This window comes from Croceicoccus sp. Ery15, from assembly GCF_020985305.1.
Classification (GTDB): domain Bacteria; phylum Pseudomonadota; class Alphaproteobacteria; order Sphingomonadales; family Sphingomonadaceae; genus Croceicoccus.
Map to the genome: position 1 here is coordinate 1,225,966 of NZ_CP087588.1, position 21,144 is coordinate 1,247,109.

The 21,144-nt window shown below is 63.2% G+C and carries 15 protein-coding genes; 4 read left to right on the plus strand and 11 right to left on the minus strand.

Features of this window, described 5'->3' with window-relative positions; all coding sequences use genetic code 11:
* Positions 1-13: 13 nt before the first annotated feature.
* Positions 14-2,212 (minus strand): ComEC/Rec2 family competence protein, encoded by a 2,199-nt coding sequence (locus LOZ77_RS06090; RefSeq protein WP_230281288.1) that lies wholly within the window; start codon positions 2,210-2,212, stop codon positions 14-16.
* A gap of 85 nt (positions 2,213-2,297) precedes the next feature.
* On the opposite strand from LOZ77_RS06090, the gene gltX reads away from it, so the two are divergent.
* From gltX to LOZ77_RS06105, 3 genes are all read left to right on the plus strand, one after another.
* Positions 2,298-3,788, plus strand: a complete 1,491-nt coding sequence (gene gltX, locus LOZ77_RS06095; protein WP_230281289.1) for a glutamate--tRNA ligase — start codon at positions 2,298-2,300, stop codon at positions 3,786-3,788.
* 65 nt (positions 3,789-3,853) lie between these two features.
* Positions 3,854-5,137 carry a citrate synthase gene (locus tag LOZ77_RS06100; protein WP_230281290.1) on the plus strand — a complete coding sequence of 428 codons (1,284 nt, stop codon included), beginning with the start codon at positions 3,854-3,856 and terminating at the stop codon, positions 5,135-5,137.
* Positions 5,138-5,173: 36 nt separating this feature from the next.
* Positions 5,174-5,377, plus strand: a complete 204-nt coding sequence (locus LOZ77_RS06105; RefSeq protein WP_230281291.1) for a hypothetical protein — start codon at positions 5,174-5,176, stop codon at positions 5,375-5,377.
* Between the two features lie 20 nt (positions 5,378-5,397).
* Here LOZ77_RS06105 and LOZ77_RS06110 read toward each other — a convergent pair whose 3' ends face one another.
* From LOZ77_RS06110 to LOZ77_RS06120, 3 genes are read right to left on the minus strand one after another with little or no spacing between them, the layout of a single operon-like run.
* Entirely contained in the window at positions 5,398-6,768 is a 1,371-nt protein-coding gene (locus LOZ77_RS06110) for a sensor histidine kinase KdpD (protein ID WP_230281292.1), read from the minus strand.
* A 5-nt stretch (positions 6,769-6,773) separates the two neighbouring features.
* Positions 6,774-7,754, minus strand: a complete 981-nt coding sequence (locus LOZ77_RS06115) for a hypothetical protein (protein ID WP_230281293.1) — start codon at positions 7,752-7,754, stop codon at positions 6,774-6,776.
* A gap of 23 nt (positions 7,755-7,777) precedes the next feature.
* Positions 7,778-8,968 carry a hypothetical protein gene (locus tag LOZ77_RS06120; protein WP_230281294.1) on the minus strand — a complete coding sequence of 397 codons (1,191 nt, stop codon included), beginning with the start codon at positions 8,966-8,968 and terminating at the stop codon, positions 7,778-7,780.
* 287 nt (positions 8,969-9,255) lie between these two features.
* Here LOZ77_RS06120 and LOZ77_RS06125 point away from each other — a divergent pair, with 287 nt between their 5' ends.
* Positions 9,256-12,534 (plus strand): hypothetical protein, encoded by a 3,279-nt coding sequence (locus LOZ77_RS06125; protein WP_230281295.1) that lies wholly within the window; start codon positions 9,256-9,258, stop codon positions 12,532-12,534.
* Between the two features lie 43 nt (positions 12,535-12,577).
* Here the strand turns inward: LOZ77_RS06125 and LOZ77_RS06130 are convergent, their stop codons facing one another.
* The 7 genes from LOZ77_RS06130 to nuoL are packed head-to-tail and all read right to left on the minus strand — an operon-like array spanning position 12,578 to position 21,144.
* Positions 12,578-12,895 carry a DUF1467 family protein gene (locus tag LOZ77_RS06130; RefSeq protein ID WP_230281296.1) on the minus strand — a complete coding sequence of 106 codons (318 nt, stop codon included), beginning with the start codon at positions 12,893-12,895 and terminating at the stop codon, positions 12,578-12,580.
* A gap of 16 nt (positions 12,896-12,911) precedes the next feature.
* A complete protein-coding gene (locus LOZ77_RS06135) occupies positions 12,912-14,567 on the minus strand; it encodes a ribonuclease J (protein ID WP_230281297.1) in 1,656 nt (551 codons plus the stop codon).
* A complete protein-coding gene (locus LOZ77_RS06140; RefSeq protein ID WP_230281298.1) occupies positions 14,564-15,352 on the minus strand; it encodes a type III pantothenate kinase in 789 nt (262 codons plus the stop codon). Before LOZ77_RS06140 ends, LOZ77_RS06135 begins: the two co-directional genes overlap by 4 nt.
* 1 nt (position 15,353) lies before the next feature.
* Positions 15,354-16,109 (minus strand): biotin--[acetyl-CoA-carboxylase] ligase, encoded by a 756-nt coding sequence (locus LOZ77_RS06145; RefSeq protein WP_230281299.1) that lies wholly within the window; start codon positions 16,107-16,109, stop codon positions 15,354-15,356.
* Positions 16,110-16,113: 4 nt separating this feature from the next.
* A complete protein-coding gene (gene nuoN, locus LOZ77_RS06150) occupies positions 16,114-17,583 on the minus strand; it encodes an NADH-quinone oxidoreductase subunit NuoN (protein ID WP_230281300.1) in 1,470 nt (489 codons plus the stop codon).
* A complete protein-coding gene (locus tag LOZ77_RS06155; protein WP_230281301.1) occupies positions 17,583-19,139 on the minus strand; it encodes an NADH-quinone oxidoreductase subunit M in 1,557 nt (518 codons plus the stop codon). Before LOZ77_RS06155 ends, nuoN begins: the two co-directional genes overlap by 1 nt.
* A gap of 4 nt (positions 19,140-19,143) precedes the next feature.
* Positions 19,144-21,144: an NADH-quinone oxidoreductase subunit L gene (gene nuoL, locus LOZ77_RS06160; protein ID WP_230281302.1), complete on the minus strand. Its 2,001-nt coding sequence runs from the start codon at positions 21,142-21,144 to the stop codon at positions 19,144-19,146.

The following is a 21,144-nucleotide window of genomic DNA, read 5'->3' on the forward strand; positions in this document are numbered from 1 at the left end:
TCGGATGATAAGGTCACCAGCCGTGGCGGTCGCCTTGGGGTCTGACCGCGCGGGTGGTGCCATTCGATAAGTCCACGGCCAGCCCACCGCGCCGCGCCAGCAGGCTGCTGTCCGCCTTCAGCATGGCCGGCTGGCAATCGGCGGGAAGCCGCCTGCTGGCGATCACGATATCGGCGCGCGCGCATGCCGCCACCATCGCGCCATAGGGCACCTCTGCCGGTCGCTGGGCGACAAGTAACACGCGCCCCTCCGCTTCGAACTGACAGAAAACGCCATTGCATCGTGCCCCCGGCCATTCGGGAAACTCGGCGAACGGCTCGACGCCATATTGCGCACCTTTTCCCATTGCCTCCACCATGGCCTCGGCAGAAAAACTTGTACTGTTGCGCAACAGGTAAAGCCGTCCGTCAGGCGCCAGTAGCGCAGCGTTGCGACCACTTTGCTCGATCAGCAAATCGGCTGGCCGCGCCAAAAACAGCGCAGGCAACCCGATCGCCAGCGGTGCCAACCCCCACAGGCGGAGCCGCCCCGACCAAAGCGCCAGCCACAATCCGCCCGCAACACAGGCGAGCACGGCCCACAAGGCGATCTGCGGCAGTTGCAAAACCGCCCCTGGCAATGACGACGTGCCATGCGCCAGCGCGATAATCAGATCGAGCGATTTGGCCCCCGCCCACCAGAACGGCGCGCCCCAGCCGACGGCATCGAAGACCAGCCCGCCGATCAGCACCGGCAGCGTCAATCCCGTCATCAGCGGAATTGCGATGACATTGGCCAGCGACCCGTAAACCCCTGACCGCTGGAAATGGAACAGCACCAAAGGCGTCAGCGCCGCCTCCACCACAAGACCGGTCAGGAACAGCAGCAATCCGGCGTGGAGCAGTCGCTCCAGCCGACCCTCTCCCCGACCCTCTCCCCGTTTCCCGCGCAGCCATGCGACGAACCGGCTGTTATGGAACGCCACGATCGCGATCACCGCGGCAAAGCTGAGCTGAAACGACGGGCCGATGACAGCCTCGGGCCAGAACAGCATCACGCCCATTGCCGCCAGTGCAATCAGGCGCAACGACAATGCCTGCCGCCCCAGCGCCAGCGCGCCCACCACCAGAAGTGCCGCAAGGCAGGCGCGCACCGTGGGCAAGGCCGCGCCCGTCAGCAGCGTATAGGCGATACCCGCCAGCGCGCCCGTCCCCGCCGCCGCCAGAGGCAGCCGGACCCGCAGTGCCAGCCATGGAAACAAGGCCCCCACACGGACTACCACAAGCCACGCAATCGCCACGATGGCGCCCACATGCAGTCCGCTGATCGAGAGCATATGCGCCAGACCTGCATCGCGCATCGCTTGTCCGTCGCTGTCGGGAATTGCGCCCCTGTCGCCGGTAATCAGCGTGGCCGCGATCGCCGCCGACGCCGTGCCACTGAACCGTCCGACCTGTTCGCGCACATGCTCCGCCAGCCTGCTGCGCCAACCCGCGATTCCGCCGCCCTCGCGCGTGATCGCCGGTTGCTCGAGCAGAGAGCCCGAAGCCGCCAGCCCGTCGAACCATGCTGCCCGTGCGAAATCATACCCGCCCGGCACGGCAGCGCGCTGTGGCGGGATCAATCGCAGCTTTGCGCGGAATTGCGCCCCCGCCGTCAGCCGCGGATCATCCATCTCTTCCGGCACGTTCAGCCGTGCGCGGATCGGCCTTGCATCCAGCGGATCGCGCGTGGCGACGATCAGCCGTACCCGATCGCGCGCCGGTTGCTCCTCGCGCTCCAGAACCAGCGCTTCGACCACGGCGACACGCGGGCCTGCCACCGGCTCTGTCCCGATCAGGGCGGATCGCGCCCAAATCAGCACAATCCCCGCCGCGATCATCAATGGCACCGCAACGGCGGCATTGCGCAGCAGGGCGCGATCGTCCCCGCGCATTGCAATCAGGGCCAGACCGGCCGGCAATCCGCACAGCCCCAGTGCGATCAGCCATTCGCCGGGGCCCGGCAGGGCGAACCAGATACCGATCCCCGCCAGCATCGCGACCGCCAGCCATGGCATGCGTTCAAAGCCGCGATCGGCAAGCAACGCCTCTAATCGTGCCACGGCACTGGACAAATGCGCTTCGCTCCCCCATTTCCGCAACCGCGAAGGAAGGCGGGAATCGCCTTCGTCCTCGCCCGCTATCGGGACGATGGTATTGGCAACGATGGTATTGGCACGGGCCTTCCCCATGGCACCGCGCAAGTCATTCATACCAAATCGTCTCCGGTTCGAGCGGCTCGCCCATGACATGTATTGAAAGAGGAAGCACGCGCAGATGGCAAGCGGCCAGGCAGACGGAACCGGCAGCGGAACGGGGAAAAGCCCGACGCAAGGAACTGTCGTCACGCGTTTCGCACCCTCGCCCACCGGTTTCCTGCATATCGGCGGCGCGCGCACCGCGCTGTTCAACTGGCTCTATGCCCGCCACTTCGGCGGAAAGACGCTGCTGAGGATCGAGGATACGGACAAGGCGCGGTCCACGAAGGAAGCCATCGACGCCATCCTCGACGGGCTGGACTGGCTGGGCTTTGATTACGACGAAGCGCCCGTGTTCCAGTCCGAACGTGCGGCCCGCCATGCAGAGGTGGCGAACATGTTGCTGGAAGCGGGCCATGCCTATCGCTGCTATGCCACGGCCGAAGAGCTTGAGCAGATGCGCGCCGAGCAGCGCGCCGCGAAAAGGCCGCTGCGCTATGATGGCCGCTGGCGCGACCGCGATCCTGCCGACGCTCCCGAAGGCGCGCCCTTTGTCGTCCGCCTGAAAACGCCGACCGACGGCGTGACCGAGATCGAGGATGCCGTGCAGGGCAAGGTAAAGGTCCGCAACGAAGAGATCGACGATTACATCCTGCTGCGTTCGGACGGTTCGCCGACCTATATGCTGGCCGTGGTGGTCGACGATCACGACATGGGGGTGACCCATGTGATCCGCGGCGACGACCATCTGAACAATGCCTTCCGCCAATTGCCGATCTATCGCGCGATGAACGCTATCGAAGGCGGGTGGGACGATCCGGTCTATGCCCATATCCCGCTGATCCACGGTGCGGACGGCGCGAAACTGTCCAAGCGTCACGGCGCGATGGGTGTCGATGCCTATCGCGACGAGCTGGGTCTGCTGCCCGAAGCGGTTGTGAACTATCTGCTTCGTCTGGGCTGGGGCCATGGCGATCAGGAAATCTTCAGCCGGGACGAGGCGGTCGCATTGTTCGACCTGCCCGCCGTCGGCAAAAGCCCGTCGCGCTTCGATTTCAAGAAGCTCGCCAATATGAACGGGCAATATATGCGCGAGGCGGACGATGCGCGGCTTGCCGATCTGGCCGCGCCGCGCATTGCCGCGCTGGAAGCCGGTTTCGACGCTGCCAGCCATCGCGATCTGCTGGTGCAGGCCATGCCATCGCTAAAGGCGCGCGCCAAGAATCTGGACGAGCTGGCCGAAGGAGCGTTGTTCCTGTTCCGCCAGCGCCCCTTGCCGCTGGACGACAAGGCCGCCTCGCTGCTTCAGGCTGAGGGTGCCGGCGAATTGCTGGCCGATGTAGCCAACCGGCTGGAACAGGCGTCCGACTGGTCGATCGAGCCGCTGGAAACCGAATTGAAAGCCATGGCCGAAGAGCGCGAGCTGGGCCTTGGCAAAGTCGCACAACCGCTGCGCGCGGCCTTGACCGGGCAATCGACATCGCCCGGCATTTTCGACGTGCTGGTGCTTTTGGGCCGCGAGGAAAGCCTTGCGCGGATCCGCGAACACGCTGGCGCAGCAGTTCCCTAGGGATCAGGGCTTGACGGGTGCGCCGGCACAGGAAATTGAGACGTTAGAAGAAGAGGAGTGAGTAAGTGGGCGATACGGCGAAACTGACCGCAGGGGGCGGCGACTACGAATTTCCGGTAAAGAGCGGGACGCTTGGTCCGGATGTCGTCGATATCGGCAAGCTTTACGGCAAGTCGGGCATGTTCACTTATGACCCTGGCTTCACTTCCACCGCCAGCTGCGATTCAGGTCTGACCTTTATCGATGGAGAAGAGGGCGTGCTGCTGCACCGCGGCTATCCCATCGGCCAGCTGGCCGAAAATTCCAGCTTCATGGAAGTATCCTATCTGATGCTGAACGGCGAATTGCCGTCGCAGGAAGAGCTGGACAAGTTCGAATTCACCATCACCCGCCACACCATGCTGCACGATCAGTTGCGCCAGTTCTATCAGGGTTTCCGCCGCGACGCGCACCCGATGGCGATCATGTGCGGCGTGGTCGGCGCACTCTCGGCTTTCTATCACGACAGCACCGATATTTCGGACCCCGAACACCGCAAGATCAGCTCCCACCGCCTGATCGCCAAAATGCCGACCATTGCAGCGATGGCGTATAAATACTCGATCGGTCAGCCTTTCCTGCAGCCCGACAACTCGCTGAGCTATACCGGCAATTTCCTGCGCATGACCTTTGGCGTCCCTGCCGAGGAATATGAGGTGATCCCTGCCGTCGAAAAGGCGATGGACCGCATCTTTATCCTGCATGCCGACCATGAACAGAACGCCTCGACCTCGACCGTACGTCTGGCCGGTTCGTCGGGCGCAAACCCGTTTGCCTGTATCGCGGCGGGCATCGCCTGTCTGTGGGGTCCGGCGCATGGCGGCGCGAACGAAGCCGCGCTGAACATGCTTCACGAAATCGGCACCCCCGACAAGATCCCCGAATATATCGCGCGCGCCAAGAACAAGGACGACCCGTTCCGCCTGATGGGCTTTGGCCACCGCGTCTATAAGAACTATGACCCGCGGGCGACCGTGATGCAAAAGACGGTGCGCGAAGTGTTCGACGCGCTGAAGGTCAACGACCCTGTGTTCGAGGTTGCCCTGCAACTGGAAGAAATGGCGCTGAACGATGAATATTTCATCGAGAAGAAGCTGTTCCCGAACGTCGACTTCTATTCGGGCGTGATCCTTTCGGCCATCGGCTTCCCGACCGAGATGTTCACGGCACTGTTCGCCCTTGCCCGCACCGTCGGCTGGGTCGCGCAATGGAACGAAATGATCTCCGATCCCGGCCAGCGCATCGGCCGTCCGCGCCAGCTTTACACCGGCCCGACTGAGCGCGATTATGTGCCTATCAATCAACGCTAAATTTTTGGCGCTGATTCGGCGATAAAGGAAATGACGATGCGGAGACTGGCTTTTACCATCCTCGGCATCGTCATTTTTCTTTTGGGGACCTTGTGGACGCTGCAGGGTCTGGAACTGGTGTCATGGCCCCCCAGCAGCTTTATGATCGGCAAGCGGCAATGGGCCTATATCGGTGTGCTTGCGATGGCAGCGGGGCTGATCCTGGCGTGGCTGATGCAGCGTCGACGCAGCGACCGCTGACATTTCGCTGAAGGACGCTATCAGCCCTCGGCTGTGTCGGCGGCCTTCAGGCGAAGCGTAAAGCAGTTTCCGCCCTCCGATGCAGGCGTAACGGTCAGGCTTCCGCCCATTGCCTCGGCCAGACGGCGCGAAATATGCAGGCCAAGGCCTGTGCCCCCGCCCCCCTCACGGCCCAGCCTTTCATATTTGCCGAAGATCAGCTCGCGCTCCTGCGCGGACAGAGGCTTGCCTTCGTCGCTGACGCTGACGCTGGCCCATTTTCCCTCGAGCGTACAATCGACAAAGATTTCCCCGCCGCGCGGGCCGTAATCGACCGCATTGCCCAGCAGATTCAACAGAACCTGCATGCACCAGCGCCGGTCGCCCAGCGCATGGGCAGGGTGATAGGCAATGGTGAACCGCGCCTGCCTGCGCGCCGCGCGCGTCGTTTGCAGGCGGCACGCGCTCTCGGCAATCTCGCCCAGTACCAGCGGCACCATCTCGGGCTCAGGCTCGTCCTCACCATCGGCCAGCGATTGCGCCAGCCCCGCCAGATGTGCGCCCGCATTCACGATATCGCCAGCATAATTCACATATTCGCGCGCCAGCGGCCCCGCCAGACGGTCGCGCATGATCTCACCCAGCCGGATGATCCGCCGCACCGGCACGTCGAGCGCGGGGGCAAGCTGATCGGCCAGCAGATTGTCGGGCAGCAAATCCTCGTCATTTGCGGGTTGCGAGCTGATCAGCTCCTCGTGCCTGCGGATCAGGATCTGCTGCCCCGCATTGCCCGTCGTGCCGCCTGCCAGCATCAGGTGCCAGCGCCGCTGCGACCCCTCGATCCCTGCGACGATCCCGCTGCGAATGCCCCATTGCGCCTGATGCTCACCGCCCGTCTGGAACAGGGTGGACCAGTTCTGCCCCCGCTGCTGCCGCGCGCGGACCACCAATGGCGACAATTCGGCGCATTCCGTCTCCAGCGCGACGATATTCTGCTGCGCGTCGACCCACAGCACGGCCTCGGCCAGCAATTGCTCGATCGCATGGCGAGTTTCGGCGGCCTCATCGTCTCCGTCCGCAATCGCGCCTGAGGACGGCGTATTATCGACGACGGTCCAGTCCGACAGACGGATCGCGCAGCCATCTTCGTCCGGCTCGATCTCTGCCCAACCCGCCAGCGAGCCGCCGGGATGCGTCACCGCCAGCGCCTGCGCCAGTTTCATCCCGTAAACGCGCGCCTTACGCACCAGTTGCAGCAATTCGGGCGCTGCGATGGCACCCGGCAGGTCACCGCCACACGCCCTTTGCAGCGCTGCAATACGGCCATCGGCCTCGACCAGACGGTCCTGCCGGTCGCTGCGTGCTGTCAGCGGAACTGTCGCGCCGGTTGCCGCCATGGTGCCGCCCGCCACTGCCTTCAGCCTTCCGGCACTTCGCCGGAAGCCGGACCGGAATCAGGCACCCCGCCCGTCAGCAACGCCTGTGCGTCATTGCCGCGAAGCGCCGCGAAATTATCGGGCAGCGTGATGTCGGGATGGATCGCAAAGAACTCGCGCTCGATCTCCTTGTCCCCCAGCCCCGCCGCGCGCAGCGACAGCGCAAGCCGCGCCAGCTGGCTCTCACCCGTGGATGAAGCGATATCGTCACGCGTCTCGCCCGTGGTTGCGGCCAGCGCCGACAGGAACACCGCGACGCCCGCATGGCTGACCGACAGCGCCGCAAAGGCCCCTGCCCCCAGCGCGCGCACCAGCCGGTTGGCGACCGCAATGCGCGTGGTCGATTCGTCATAGGCAGTGCGGATCTTGTGCTCTGCCGTACGCGCATGTTGTTCGAACGAGAGATCGCCCGCCACCACGCCGCGCAATGTGTTGAGGACGGCGAACAGCACATCGGCAGGCAATTCAGTCATCGGCAGGGTCATGCGTTGCATATGGCGCACGAAAGCCGCCTGCCCAGTCAGCAGATCCATCGCCAAAGAGCTTGCATTGGGATCGTCCGCGCTGATCAGCGCCTGCAACAGCGGCGACAGAGCCGGGTCCATACCCGCCCTTCGTTCAAGGCTTTCGGTCAGCTGCCATTCCATCGCCACCGAATGCAGATGTTCCAGCAACAAAGGTTCGTCGATCAGAGCGCCCGCCAGCGGTTCCGAAAGATGCTCGACCCATTGGTCCGGGTCTTTCTCTCCCGCGGCTTCGGCCAGTTTCACGGCCAGCTGCGCGGCAATATCATTGGCCAGTCCGCGCACGCGCGCGACGATCGCGTCCGAGAACATGGCGCGATCCTCGCACCCGATGATATGGCGCAGGACAACCCCGCGCGCACCCAGCACCCGATCACCGCGCTTCAGTTCGGAGCGCATGGCGGAAGCGATTCCGCCGGTCTTTTCCAGTTCGCCCATGGCCTTGGCTTATCACCGTGTGGTTAAGGGCGCGTTAGTTTCGTGCGAGCCGTGCCCGTTTGGAACGTAAGCACAATCCACCCCAGTGCAATCACCCCTGCGAGCAGCATCGAAAGCGTTACCGGCCCTGCCCAAATGGCCGATAGCGCCAGTGCAAGGCACAGCAGAAACCGGTCGTCCAGCCACGCGCGAATCGGCGCAAAGGGTATTTCCGCCGCACCCAGACGCAGCAGCGCCACCGCCATAAAGGCGGCAAACCACGCGGGCGGCCGTGCCAGCCCCGGCCCGCCGTTCACCGCGATTACCGCGACCAGCAAGGCATCGAAAGCCAGAAACAGCACCGGTCCCATGTCGCGTCCGCGCGGCCGCATACGCGCCTGTTGCCGAACCGCCTGTAAAACGCGGTGTCCACGCAGCACCATCCAGCTTAGCCCCATGAACAGGAACGCCAGCCAGCCCAGTTGAAACCCCGTCGCCGCCAGCGCCGCGCCCGCCAGCAAAATGCCAAAGGCCGCGACCAGCAGATCGCCGTGGTCCTGTTCCAGAAACCTGCCGCCGAATTGCTGGGCGACGCGGCCGGCGATCTTCGTGCCCACCGTTTGCCCGCTCGCGTCGGCTATCGTACTGTCCAGCCTGCGCTTTTCGGCGGCCTGCGCATCCGTTTCGCTGCGGATCAGGTTCCAGCGCCCCTCGGCAATCGCCACAGGGTCCACCGGTCGCGCCTGCAGGCGCGTCATCAGCGCGATGCGCAGCAGCGAGGATGCAATATCGCAATCGCGCGGCAATTCGCGCAAGCGTTCGGCCAGAGAGCCGGGCACGATCATCAACCCGGCCCATGCATATTCGGCATCGATCCGTTCGAAACCGGCGGCCAGCCCCTGCTCCACCGGCAGGGTCGCCACGCCCCGCCCGCTGCAAAGATCCAGCGCCATGGTCGCATCTGCCATCAGCGAATCGCCGAATATCAGCATTTCGTCGGCAGCGGTCACCTCGGCGCATAAGGCCGGGGCGTCGCGGATGATCTTGGCTTGCAACCCGGCCACACGCGCCGCGCCCAGCATCATTTCCACCCGATCGTCTCCCGGATCGCCCAGCACCAGCAGGCGCTTGGCACCGGCGGCGGCAGAGATTTCCAGTTGGTGGCGAGCAATCGGCTCCCCCGCAATGCGCAGCGAGGCCGAGGGGCGATTACCGCCCTCTACCCAATCCAGCATTGGAATGACTGCTATGCGCAAGGATCACACCCGTCTTGGCCCGTCGCCCGCAAGGCAGGCTGCACCTCTATTGCGGTGGAATGGGCCCGTCACGCAAGATGGCGCGCGCGATCTGTGCAAAGGCGGCCATGACTTCTCCAGCCGACGGGTCGCCCCATCCCGCTCTGTCAACGATTTATCCACCGCTATGTCCCGCAGGCTTCCCCGATAAAATTGCGCTGCGGGGCCTGTTTAACGCCGCCTTTCGTGCTAGATAATACGGCTTGAGGTCGGGACGGGCGAACATAATGGACAGACGGCGTAATATCATCCGCTTTGGGCAGGAAGATCAGCAGGATACGGCAGGCAATGCCGAATCCGGCGAATATGGTCGTGATGCCAATTTCGACCATTCCGGCCATGATCAAGCCGATGCCGCATCGCATTACGAGTTGACCGAAGACATGGCCTACGCCGAACCCGCGTTCGAGGCAGAGGCACCGCGCCGCGCCGGATGGATCGTTCCCGTCATCGCCGTGTTGGCGCTGGCCGCATGGACCGGCGTTTTTGCCTATGCCCAATGGCTGGGCGGCACCGTGCCTGGCGATATTCCGGCGTGGACCACGCTGATCGCGCAATGGTCGATGCCGGCCGCTCTGATCGTGGCACTGTGGATGCTGGCATTGCGGCACAGCCGCGCCGAGGCAGGGCGTTTTGCCGATGCCGCCGCGTCGCTGCGCAACGAATCGCGCGCACTGGAAGAACGGTTGGGCAAGGTGAATGCCGAATTGTCGATCGCGCGCGAATTCCTGACCTCGCAGGGACGCGATCTTGAATCGCTGGGCCGCATCGCCAGCGACCGGCTTTCGGAAAATGCAGAGCGTTTGCAGGGCCTTATCGTCGATAATGGCCAGCAGGTCGATCGTCTGCACGGCGTATCGGGCGCCGCGCTCGACAATATGGAGAAATTACGCGGACAGCTGCCGGTGCTGACCAATGCCGCGCGCGATCTGGTCAATTCGATCGGACAGGCAGGCGAAGGCGCGCATGGACAGATCGCGCGACTGACCGAGGGATTCGGGCGTCTGGGCGAAGCGGGCGAGGCTTCGACGTTGAAGGTCGACGAGATGCGCGCCCGCGTGAACGAGGCATTGGCCGAATTCGAACGTTGCGCCGATCAGCTGGGCACGATCGCGACGGACCGTTTCGCCGCTCTGGATGCCGAAGGCGCCGTGCTGCGCGAGCGTCTGGACCAGCAGGAAATCGATGCTCTGGCCGCCGTGCGCGATCGCGCCGACGCGATGGAGCGCATTCTCGAACAGGCCCGCACCCGTTTGGCCGAAGCGGAGAACGAGGCACTGGGCGCCTTGCGCGACCGTCTGGCGCAACTGGAACGCGAAAGCGGCGATATCGCGGGCCGCGTCGCTCGCGGAGAGACCGAGGCACTCGACCGTTTGCGCAATCAGCTCGCCAACCTCGGGCAAGAGGCGGAGAGCCTGTTCGCGGGATTCGACAGCTCTGGCGACAGCGCGATCCACGGCTGGCGCGACCGCCTGACCGCCGTCAACGACGAGGCAGACGCGCTGATGCAGCGCTTTGCAGAAGTGGGCGCCGAAGCCGTGGCCGCATGGCGCGACCGCATGGCGGAAGGCGGACGCGAGGCTGCAACCATGTTTTCGGGGCTGGATCGCAAGAGCGAGGAAACGCTGGAAACCGTAGGCTCGCGCATTTCCTTGCTGTCGCTTGAAATCGGGCGCTTGCACGGCGAATTGCTTCAGCACGGCGAGACGCTGGAAAGCGAGATTTCGGGCCGGATCGAACGGAGCGAGGCCGCAACCCGCACGCTGGCAGATCGCTTGCGCGCCGGTCTGGAGGCTTTGGACAGCGAAATCGATCAGCGCCGCCAGAAAGGCGAAGCCGCCGGTCGGAGCCTGACAGAGGCGCTGGCCACTCAACTCGACGAAGTGGACGGCCGGATCGAGGAACGCCGCCAAAGCTATCTGACCGCGCAGCGCGAGTTCGGCGATGCCGTCACCGGCCAGCTGGCCGATTTCGACTCGCGCATAGAACAGCGGCGCGAAACCTATCAGAACGTCGAGCGCGAATTCGGCGAGACCATTGCCCAACAATTCGCCGCCATCGAACAAGCGTTCGAGGAACGGCGCCTGCGTCAGCTTGCCGCGGGCCGCGAAATGACAGAGGCGGCAGCCGAACAGCTCGATGCCATCGACCGCAGTTTTGACGAACGCCGCGAGGCGCGTCTGGTCGCCGGGCACGAAGGACTACAGACGCTGGAAGAACAATTGGCCGAGATCGACGGCCAGATCGACGAGCGTCGCCGGCGCCATCAGGCCACCAGTGAATCGCTGGCCCGCCATGCCGAAATTATCGCCGGCCGGCTGGCCGATTTCGGCAAGCGGATGGAGCAGGTTGCCGACAGCGGACGCGAGGCCGAATCGATCGTCGGGGCCAGCCTGACCGCCTTGGCCGCCAAGCTGACCGAAAGCCGTGAAGCATTGGCGGGAACCGATACCGCAGTGCTGGCGCTGACCGATAACTCGGTGCGTTTGCTCGAGCTGATCGAAGCCAGCGCACGCCACAGCCGCGAGGCACTGCCCGAATCGCTGACCGAGGCGGAAACGCGCCTAACCGGCGTTTCCGAGCGCATGGACGGTCTGCGCGCGGCGCTGGGCGAAGCGGGTGAGAACAGCAAGGCGCTGGACACGGCGGTCGAAACTGCGCGCCAGAGCACCCGCTCCGCCATTGCCGAGCTGGAGGAACTGCACGCCAGCCTTCACGAACGTGGCAGCGAGCACGCGACCCAGATCGCCGAATTGCGCGATACGCTGGCCCTTGCGCGCAGCGATAGCGAAGCCATGGCCGAGGCAGCCGAGGCAACCCTTGGCGGCGCGATCAGCCGCCTTGCCGATGCGAGCCGTGAAGCCGTCGCCAATATCGAGGGCACATCATCCGAGGCCGTGCGCGCCATTGCCGAAAAGCTGGCCCACGAAAGCAGCATCGTGGTGCGCGATGCCGTCGAAGCGAGCACAAAGGACACGCTGGAAACGCTGGACGCCGCCGTGTCGCGCGCGACCAGCGCGGCCCGCGACGCCGCTGGCGAGCTTGAAGATCATCTGAATCGTGTAAACGAAATCACCGGGCATCTTGAATATCGCGTGGCCGAGGCGCGTCGCCGTGCCGAAGAGGACATCGACGATCATTTCGCACGGCGCGTGTCGCAGATCACCGAATCATTGAACTCGACGGCCATAGACATCGACAAGGTGCTCTCTGCCGATGTCAGCGACAGCGCATGGCAAGCCTATCTGAAGGGCGAACGCGGCATTTTCACGCGCCGCGCCGTGCGCCTGATCGACAATGCCGATGCCCGCTTGATCGTCGAACATTTTGAATCAAACGGCGATTTCCGCGAACACGTCAATCGCTACATCCATGACTTTGAAGCCATGTTGCGCAATCTGCTGGCCACCCGCGAGGGCAATTCGCTGGCGGTGACGGTGCTGTCTAGCGATATGGGCAAGCTCTATGTCGCGCTTGCCCAGTCGATCGAACGGCTGCGTCGTTGAACGTAGAAAGGGGCGGAAACCTTAACGGTTCCGCCCCTTTTCTTTATTCGCCTGCCGCGTGGCCTGTCGTCAGGCTCTGTTCGGCCGAAATGTCTGGGGGCGCGGGGAAGAAATCCAGATTCTCCGCCGTGATCCAGCCCTGTGTGTAATTCAGATAGAACAGCACGAACAGGACCGCCGCCAGCAATGTGGTGCGCCAAACGATGCGCCACGGGCGAAAATTGACCGGCGCACTATCGGCATGACCTGTTTCGGGCACCGTTCCCGCATCGTGATGGGTCCGCACGCCGAACGGCATGACGATAAAGGCGCTGAAGATCCACAAAAGGAAGTAGATCGCGATTCCCGAAGTCCATTGCATGGACGGGGGATTAGGCTCAGCCCGCTTCCATCGCAAGCACCGCGACTTGCGGGTTTTTGCCCGACCACCGACGCGCCGCGCGGCGAACAGCCAGTCGGGCAGCTTCCTGCACAGCTTCGGGGTCGCGCGAGCGGCCTTTCAGGCGCGAAATCGCGGTCAGAACGCCGCTTCTCGCTTCGTCGAGAAACTCGTCCATATCCTCGACCAAAGGCAGGCCGATCGCATTGATCAGCACGTCACCCTTGTTGCCGGCGGGCGGCAGCACCACCGTAATATGGCCGTTATGCGCCAGACGCCGCCGCTCGACGATGGAATCGCCGTCGGCGGGGACGATGATGTCACCATCCAGCACAAGCCGCCCCGCCCTGCTTTCGCCGATCTTGCCCGGCTTTCCTGGTGCGAGGCGGACGATGTCGCCGTTCTTCTGCACGATCTGCTTGGGAATGCCCGCCAGCGCACCGACACGCGCCTGTTCGGCCATGTGCCGCATCTCGCCATGTATGGGGACAAGAATTTCGGGCCTGATCCAGCCATAAAGCGCTTCAAGCTCCGGCCTGCCGGGATGGCCCGATACGTGAATCAACTCCTGCCGGTCGGTCACCATGTCGATCCCGCGCGCGGCCAGTTGGTTCATGATGCGCCCGATGGCCAGCTCGTTGCCCGGAATCTGCCGGCTGGAGAACAGGACGACATCGCCCTCATCCAGATCGATCGGATGCTGCTCTGCCGCGATGCGCGCCAATGCGGCGCGGGGCTCGCCCTGACCGCCAGTCGCGATGATCAGCACCTCGCCGCGCGGCAGAGCCATCGCGGTGTCGAAATCGACGGTTGTCGGGAAATCGCGCAAATATCCGTTCGATTGCGCCGCACGGATGATACGGTCCAGCGACCGCCCCGCCACGCACAACTTGCGCCCCGAATCCCTTGCCACTTGCCCCAGGGTTTGCAGCCGCGCCACATTCGACGCGAATGTCGTGACCAGAACGCGCTTGCCGCGGTGGCGGGCAATCTCGCTCTCTAGCCCCGCGCGCACTTCGCCCTCGCTGCCCGAAGGCTTGGGATTGAAAACATTGGTCGAATCGCACACCAGCGCGAGCACGCCCCCGTCGCCGATCTCGGTCAGTTCCTCAGGCGTGGAGGGTTCGCCGATCTGCGGATCCTCGTCCAGCTTCCAGTCGCCCGTGTGGAACACGCGCCCGAACGGCGTTTCGATCAGAACCGCATTCCCCTCGGCAATCGAATGGGCCAGCGGGACATAGCGGACCTGAAACGGCGAAATCGAACCGCCGGGCCGGAAATTGTCGAGATGGTCGATGACATGCAGTTCGACCTCGTCCTCTATCCCAGCCTCGACCAGCTTTTCGTGCACCAGCGCGGCTGTGAACGGCGTCGCGTACAGTGGCACGCCCAGATCGCCCGCGAAATAGGGGACCGCGCCAATGTGATCCTCATGCGCGTGGGTCAGCACGATACCGACCAGATCCTCGGCCCGCTCCTCGATGAAATCGAGGTCGGCGAACACCAGATCGACGCCCGGATAGCCGGGATCGGCAAAGCTCATGCCCAGATCGACCATCAGCCATTTGCCGTCGCAGCCATAGAGATTGACGTTCATGCCAATCTCTCCCGACCCGCCGAGGGCGAGGAATATCAGTTCTTCTTTCGGAGTCATTGCGCCTTCATATCGGCGCGCTCTGCCAGAATTGCGAGGCCCCGAAGGGTCAAATCCACATCGATATGGTCGAAAATATCGGTGCATTCGTCGAACAACACCGCCAGCCCGCCCGTGGCAATGACCTTGGCCGGTCGACCGACTTCGACCTGCAGACGTGCGACCAGCCCCTCGACCATGGCGACGTAACCCCAGAACACGCCGATCTGCATCTGGCTTTCTGTGTTGCGCCCGATGACGCTGCGATCGCTACCCGGCGATTCGATGGCGATTCGCGGCAGCTTGGCCGCAGCATTGACCAGCGCGTCGAGCGACAGGTTGATGCCCGGCGCAATGATCCCGCCCTTATAGGTGCCGGCAAAGTCCATCACATCGAATGTCGTTGCCGTTCCGAAATCGATGATGATCTGGTCGCCCTGCCATAGCTGGTGCGCGGCGACCATGTTCACCGCACGGTCGGCACCCAGCGATCCGGGTTCGTCAACATCGGCGCGGATGCCGTAACCGACGGGCGGTTCGCCCGCGAACAGGGGTGTGCCGCCGAAATATTTCTCACCCAGTACGGTCAGATTATGGCGCGCACGCGGGACGACGGTTGAGACGATCATCTGCGACACCGCCTTGAAATCCAGCCCTTCCAGCGCGAAGAGCTGCATCAGCCAGACGGCATATTCATCCGCCGTGCGCCGCGCATCGGTCGCGATGCGCCAGCGTGTGCGGGCCTTGCGCCCCTCCATCAAGGCGAAAACAATATTGGTATTGCCGACGTCACAGGCGAGCAGCATGTCAGTCTTCCCCGTTGCCGAGCAGTTCAACCTCGCCCGCGTGAATGGCACGATCGGCCCCGCCCGCCAAGCGCATCAACAGCGCGCCATCAGGATCGAGCCCGCGATAGGTTCCGGTCAGTTGCCCCTCTCCCGCAGGATTGGCCGCGACGCGCGTTCCCAGAACGGGGCCGCGAGCGGTCCAGCGGGCAAGAATATCGGCAAGACCGTTCGCTCGCCAACGCATGATTTCGTCAGCCATCGACGCGACGAGCCGGTTCGCGAACGCGTCACGGTCCACTTGTGCATCACTGGCCGCAACCGATATTGTGGCGCGGTCGGGCAGATCGGGCGCACTGACCAGATTGACGCCTATTCCGATAATGACGTGATCGCCTTTGCGCTCCAGCAATATCCCAGCCAGCTTCGCACCGCGCAGCAACAGATCGTTCGGCCATTTGAGCATGAGCCCGTCACGGTCGGGCAGAAAAGCAGCGACCGCATCATGGACGGCGATCCCCGCCACAAGGGCCAGCGTATGCGGCAACGGATCGCCGGCGCGGATGGCAACGCCGGTCGAACCCATGAAATTGCCGCTCGCGTCCTGCCACTGGCGGCCAAGCCGCCCTCGCCCTGATTCCTGCCGGTTGGCGATCAGCCAGTCGCCCTCCCGAAGGCCCTCGCCGCGCGAGAGGCGGTCGAGCAGTTCGCCATTGGTCGAGGCGATACGTTCGACGACCTCGAGCCTTTGAGGGAAGGATGGCGCAGGGGCCTCCACCCGATCAGCCGACGAAGAACAGCGCCTGCGCAGCCTTGTCCGCCAGCGCGCCCAGCCATGGGGTCAAAACATAGCCCAGCGGCGAGATGAACAAGCACGAGACAAGCAGGATGATCTGGTGCGACAGCGGACCGCTTTCCTTGGCGATGCGCCCGCTGGGCTCGTCAAAAAAGGCGACCTTCAGCACTTTGATATAGTAAAACGCACCGATCACGCTGGCCGCGATGCCCAGCGCCGCCAGCACGATCATATCGGCATCGACAGCTGCCTGGAACACGACAAACTTGCCCCAGAAGCCGAACAGCGGCGGAATGCCCGCAAGGCTGAACATTACCGCAAGAAGGGCCCATGCCATCGCCGGACGGACCGAGGACAGGCCCGCCAGATCGGCAATCGCCTCCACCGGCTTGCCGTCGACGTCGCGCAGCATCAGCACCACGGTAAAGCCCGCAATGCTCATCGCGACATAGATCGCCAGATAGACCAGCATGGCCGACGCGCCCTGCGGCGTCGCGGCAGCAAGGCCGATCAGCAGGAAGCCGATATTATTGATCGAGGAAAATGCCAGCAGCCGCTTGATATTGGATTGCCCGATGGCTCCCAACGCACCCACGATGATCGAGGCCAGTGCCACGAAGATCACGATCTGCTGCCACGCGCCGGTCTGCCCGCCGAATGCGCCCAATGCGACCCGCATGGTCAGCGCAAGGGCGGCAACCTTGGGCGCGGTGGCGAAAAAGGTGGTGACCGGCGTCGGCGCGCCTTCGTACACGTCGGGCGTCCACATGTGGAACGGCACGGCGCTGATCTTGAACGCCAGACCAGCCAGCACGAAGACGAGGCCGAAGATCGCGCCCGTCCCGATCTCGCCATCCATGGCGGCGCGCACGGCGCTGAAATCGGTGCTTCCGGTAAAGCCATAGGTCAGGCTCATGCCGAACAGGATGATGCCGCTGGCCAGTGCGCCGAGCACGAAATATTTAAGGCCCGCCTCGGCAGAACGTTCGTCCGTTCGCAGGAAAGCGGCAAGCACATAGGCCGACAGCGAGTTCAGCTCCAGACCGATATATAACGTCAGGAAATCGCCCGCCGACACCATCATGTTCATGCCCAGCACCGCGAACAGCACCAGCACGGGGAATTCAGCCCGCATCGCGCCATAATGTTCGAGGAAGCGCGGCGCGACCATCAACGTCACCGCTGCCGAGATATAAATCAGCAGCTTGGCAAAAGCAGAGAAGGCATCGGCATTATACTGGCCCAGAAATGCCAGACGATCCGGCCCCATCAGCCCGCCGCACAATGTGGGCACAGCAAAGGCAGCACAGGCGACCAGCACGGCGACCGCCGCGATCGAAATGGCGCGCGATGCCTTGTCGCCCATCCATGCGGCGGCAAGCAGCAGGACAAGGCCCGCTACGGTGAGGATTTCCTCTGCGACGATAAGCGCGAGGGATTGCGAGAAATCGGTCATCAGTGGGCACCCTCACCCGCATCATGGTGTTCTTCGGCAGCGGCCGCTGCGGCAGCTTGCTCTTCCGCGCTCGGCATGGCGAGATGCGCATCGCCGGCGGGCGCCACGCTTTCAAGCCGTTGGTCGAGCCATTCGATATCGCCGCGCATCGGTGCAAGGAAACTTTCGGGATAGACGCCCATCCACAAAGTCGCTGCCGCGAGCGGGACCATCATCATCCATTCGCGCGCATCCATGTCGGGCATGGCGGCGGCATCGGCGTTCTTCTGGTCGCCAAAGGCCACCCGGCGATAGAGATAGAGCATATAGCCCGCGCCCAGAATAATGCCGGTGGTGCAAACGAACGCCACCCAGCTCGACGCCTGATAGATGCCTGCAAGGCCGAGGAACTCGCCGATGAAATTGCTTGTCCCCGGCAGGCCGATCGAGGCCATGGTGAACAGCAGGAAGAAAGTTGCGTATTTGGGCATGTTGATCGCCAGCCCGCCGTAACGCGAAATCTCTCGCGTATGCAGACGGTCATAAATCACGCCCACGCACAGGAACAGCGCACCCGACACAAGGCCGTGGCCCAGCATCACCATCATCGCGCCTTCGAAGCCCTGCACGTTGAAGGCAAACAGCGCCGCGGTCACGATCGCCATGTGGGCGACCGACGAGTAGGCGATCAGCTTCTTCATATCGTGCTGGACCAGCGCGATCAGGCTGGTGACGACCACTGCGATCATCGACATCGCAAAAACCAGCCATGCGAAATGCACGGATGCGTCGGGGAACATCGGGATCGAGAAGCGGATGAAACCATAACCGCCCATCTTCAGCAGCACGCCGGCCAGGATGACCGAGCCTGCCGTCGGCGCCTGAACGTGCGCGTCGGGCAGCCAGGTGTGGACCGGCCACATCGGCATCTTCACCGCGAAGCTGGCGAAGAAGGCAAGCCATAGCCAATTCTGCGCACCCGCCGGGAAGTCATAGGACATCAGCGTCGGGATGTCGGTCGTCCCTGCTTCGCGCACCATCCAGAACATCGCGATCAGCATCAGCACCGAACCGATCAGCGTGTAGAGGAAGAATTTATAGGCAGCATAGATGCGGTTATCGCCGCCCCAGATACCGATGATCAGATACATCGGGATCAGGCCTGCTTCGAACATGATGTAGAACAGGAACAAATCCTGCGCCGCGAACACGCCGATCATCAGCGTTTCCATGATCAGGAACGCGGCCATGTACTCGCCCACGCGCTTTTCGATCGAGTTCCAGCTGGCACCGATGCAGATCGGCATCAGGAACAGCGTCAGCATGATCAGCAGCAGGGCAATGCCATCAATGCCCAGCGCATAGCTGAAGCCCGCGAACAGCTCTGCCCGTTCTGTAAACTGCCACTGCGCGCCGCCGATGTCGAATGCGCCCCACAGCACGATGCCCAGCGCCAGATTGACCAGCGTTGCCGCCAGCGCGACCACGCGTGCCGTCTGCGCGGATACGAAGAAGCATGCGATGGCGCCGACCAGCGGCACCGCAAGCATGAGCGAAAGGATCGGAAAGCCGTCCACGAACTTAATGCCCCGCCATGGTTGCAATGACCCAGCTGATCGCGGCGACAAGGCCAAGCAGCATGGTCAGAGCGTAGGAATAGATATAACCTGACTGCGTCCGGCTAGCGATGCGCGAGCTGGCTGCCACGACCAGCGCCGCGCCGTTGGGCCCGAAGCGGTCGATGATGCCGACATCGCCGATCTTCCAGAACTTGCGCCCCAGCCAGAAAGCCGGCTTCACGAAGATCGCATTATACAGCTCGTCGAAATACCATTTGTTCTTGAGGAACTGGTACAGGAAGCCGAACTGCGCCACGAAGCGCGCCGGTGCCGAGGTGTCGCGGATGTAATTGTTCCACGCGATCGCAAGGCCGATCAGCATCACGATGCCCGGTGCGACCTTAACCCAGGTCGGCACATTGTGCATCGCATGGACCAGATGCTCGTTATAGAACAGCGACCCGCCCCAGAATGCCTCGCTGTCGAGGAAGCTGTGGGTGAAGACAAAGCCTGCGAACACGGCACCGACCGACAGCACGATCAGCGGTATCAACATGACGAGCGGGCTCTCATGCGGGTGATAGCCGCCGGTGGTGTCCGCACCTGCCTGTTCGGGCGTCTTGTGAACGCTGTGCTGGATATGCTCGCTCTCGATCCAGCGGGGCTTGCCCCAGAAGGTGAGGAACATGAGGCGCCAGCTGTAGAAGCTGGTCAGCAGCGCGGCGAAAATGCCAAGGAAGAAGGCCACCTGCGACAGTTCGGTCCCCTTGGCAAAGGCCGATTCAAGGATCGCATCCTTGGAATGGAAGCCCGCGAAACCGGCATGCGCGAACCACAGGCCCACGCCCGTAATCGCAAGCGTACCCGCCATCATCGCCCAGAAGGTGATCGGGATCTGCTTACGCAGGCCGCCGTAATAACGCATATCTTGTTCGTGGTGCATCGCATGGATGACCGAGCCCGCGCCAAGGAACAGCAACGCCTTGAAGAAAGCGTGGGTGAACAGGTGGAACATCGCCGCATTGTAAGCACCAACGCCCGCCGCGAAGAACATATAGCCCAGCTGCGAACAGGTCGAATAGGCGATCACCCGCTTGATGTCAGTCTGTGTCGTGCCGACGGTCGCCGCGAAGAAGCAGGTGAGCGCGCCAATGGCGATCACGAAACCGGCCGCAACCGGGGCAACCTCGAACATCGGGGACAAGCGGCAGACCATGAACACGCCCGCCGTCACCATCGTCGCCGCATGGATCAGCGCCGACACGGGGGTCGGGCCTTCCATCGCGTCAGGCAGCCAGGTGTGCAGGCCGAGTTGTGCCGACTTGCCCATCGCACCGACGAACAGCAGCAGGCACAATATGTCCATCGTATAGAGACGCATCCCAAGGAAGGTAATCGTCGATCCCTGCATGCCCGGTGCCGCTGCCAGAATTTCGGAGATCGACGTCGTGTTGAACACGAGGAAGGTGCCGAAAATACCCAGCATAAAGCCAAGGTCGCCGACGCGGTTCACCACGAAAGCCTTGATCGCGGCGGCATTGGCGCTGGGCTTTTTGAACCAGAACCCGATCAGCAGATAGGACGCAAGGCCCACCCCTTCCCAACCGAAGAACATCTGGACGAGGTTATCGGCCGTCACCAGCATCAGCATGGCGAAAGTGAACAGCGACAGATAGGCGAAGAAGCGCGGCTGGTCCGGATCTTCCTCCATGTACCCCCACGAATAGAGGTGCACGAGGGCCGAGACGCTGGTGATCACCACCAGCATCACCGCCGTCAGCGTATCGACGCGCAGCGCCCAGTCGAAACTCATTGAACCGGACTGAACCCATTTCAGCACCGGCGCGACATAGGCTTCGGCACTGCCGGTGATGAACGGGATAAAGATCGACCATGCGAGCGCACAGGATAGAAACAGCGCGCCGGTGGTGATCACCTTGGCCGGAAACGCCCCGATGGAGCGGTTGCCGAAACCGGCGATGATCGCCGCCAGCAGCGGCGCAAAGACGAGAATCTGGATCAT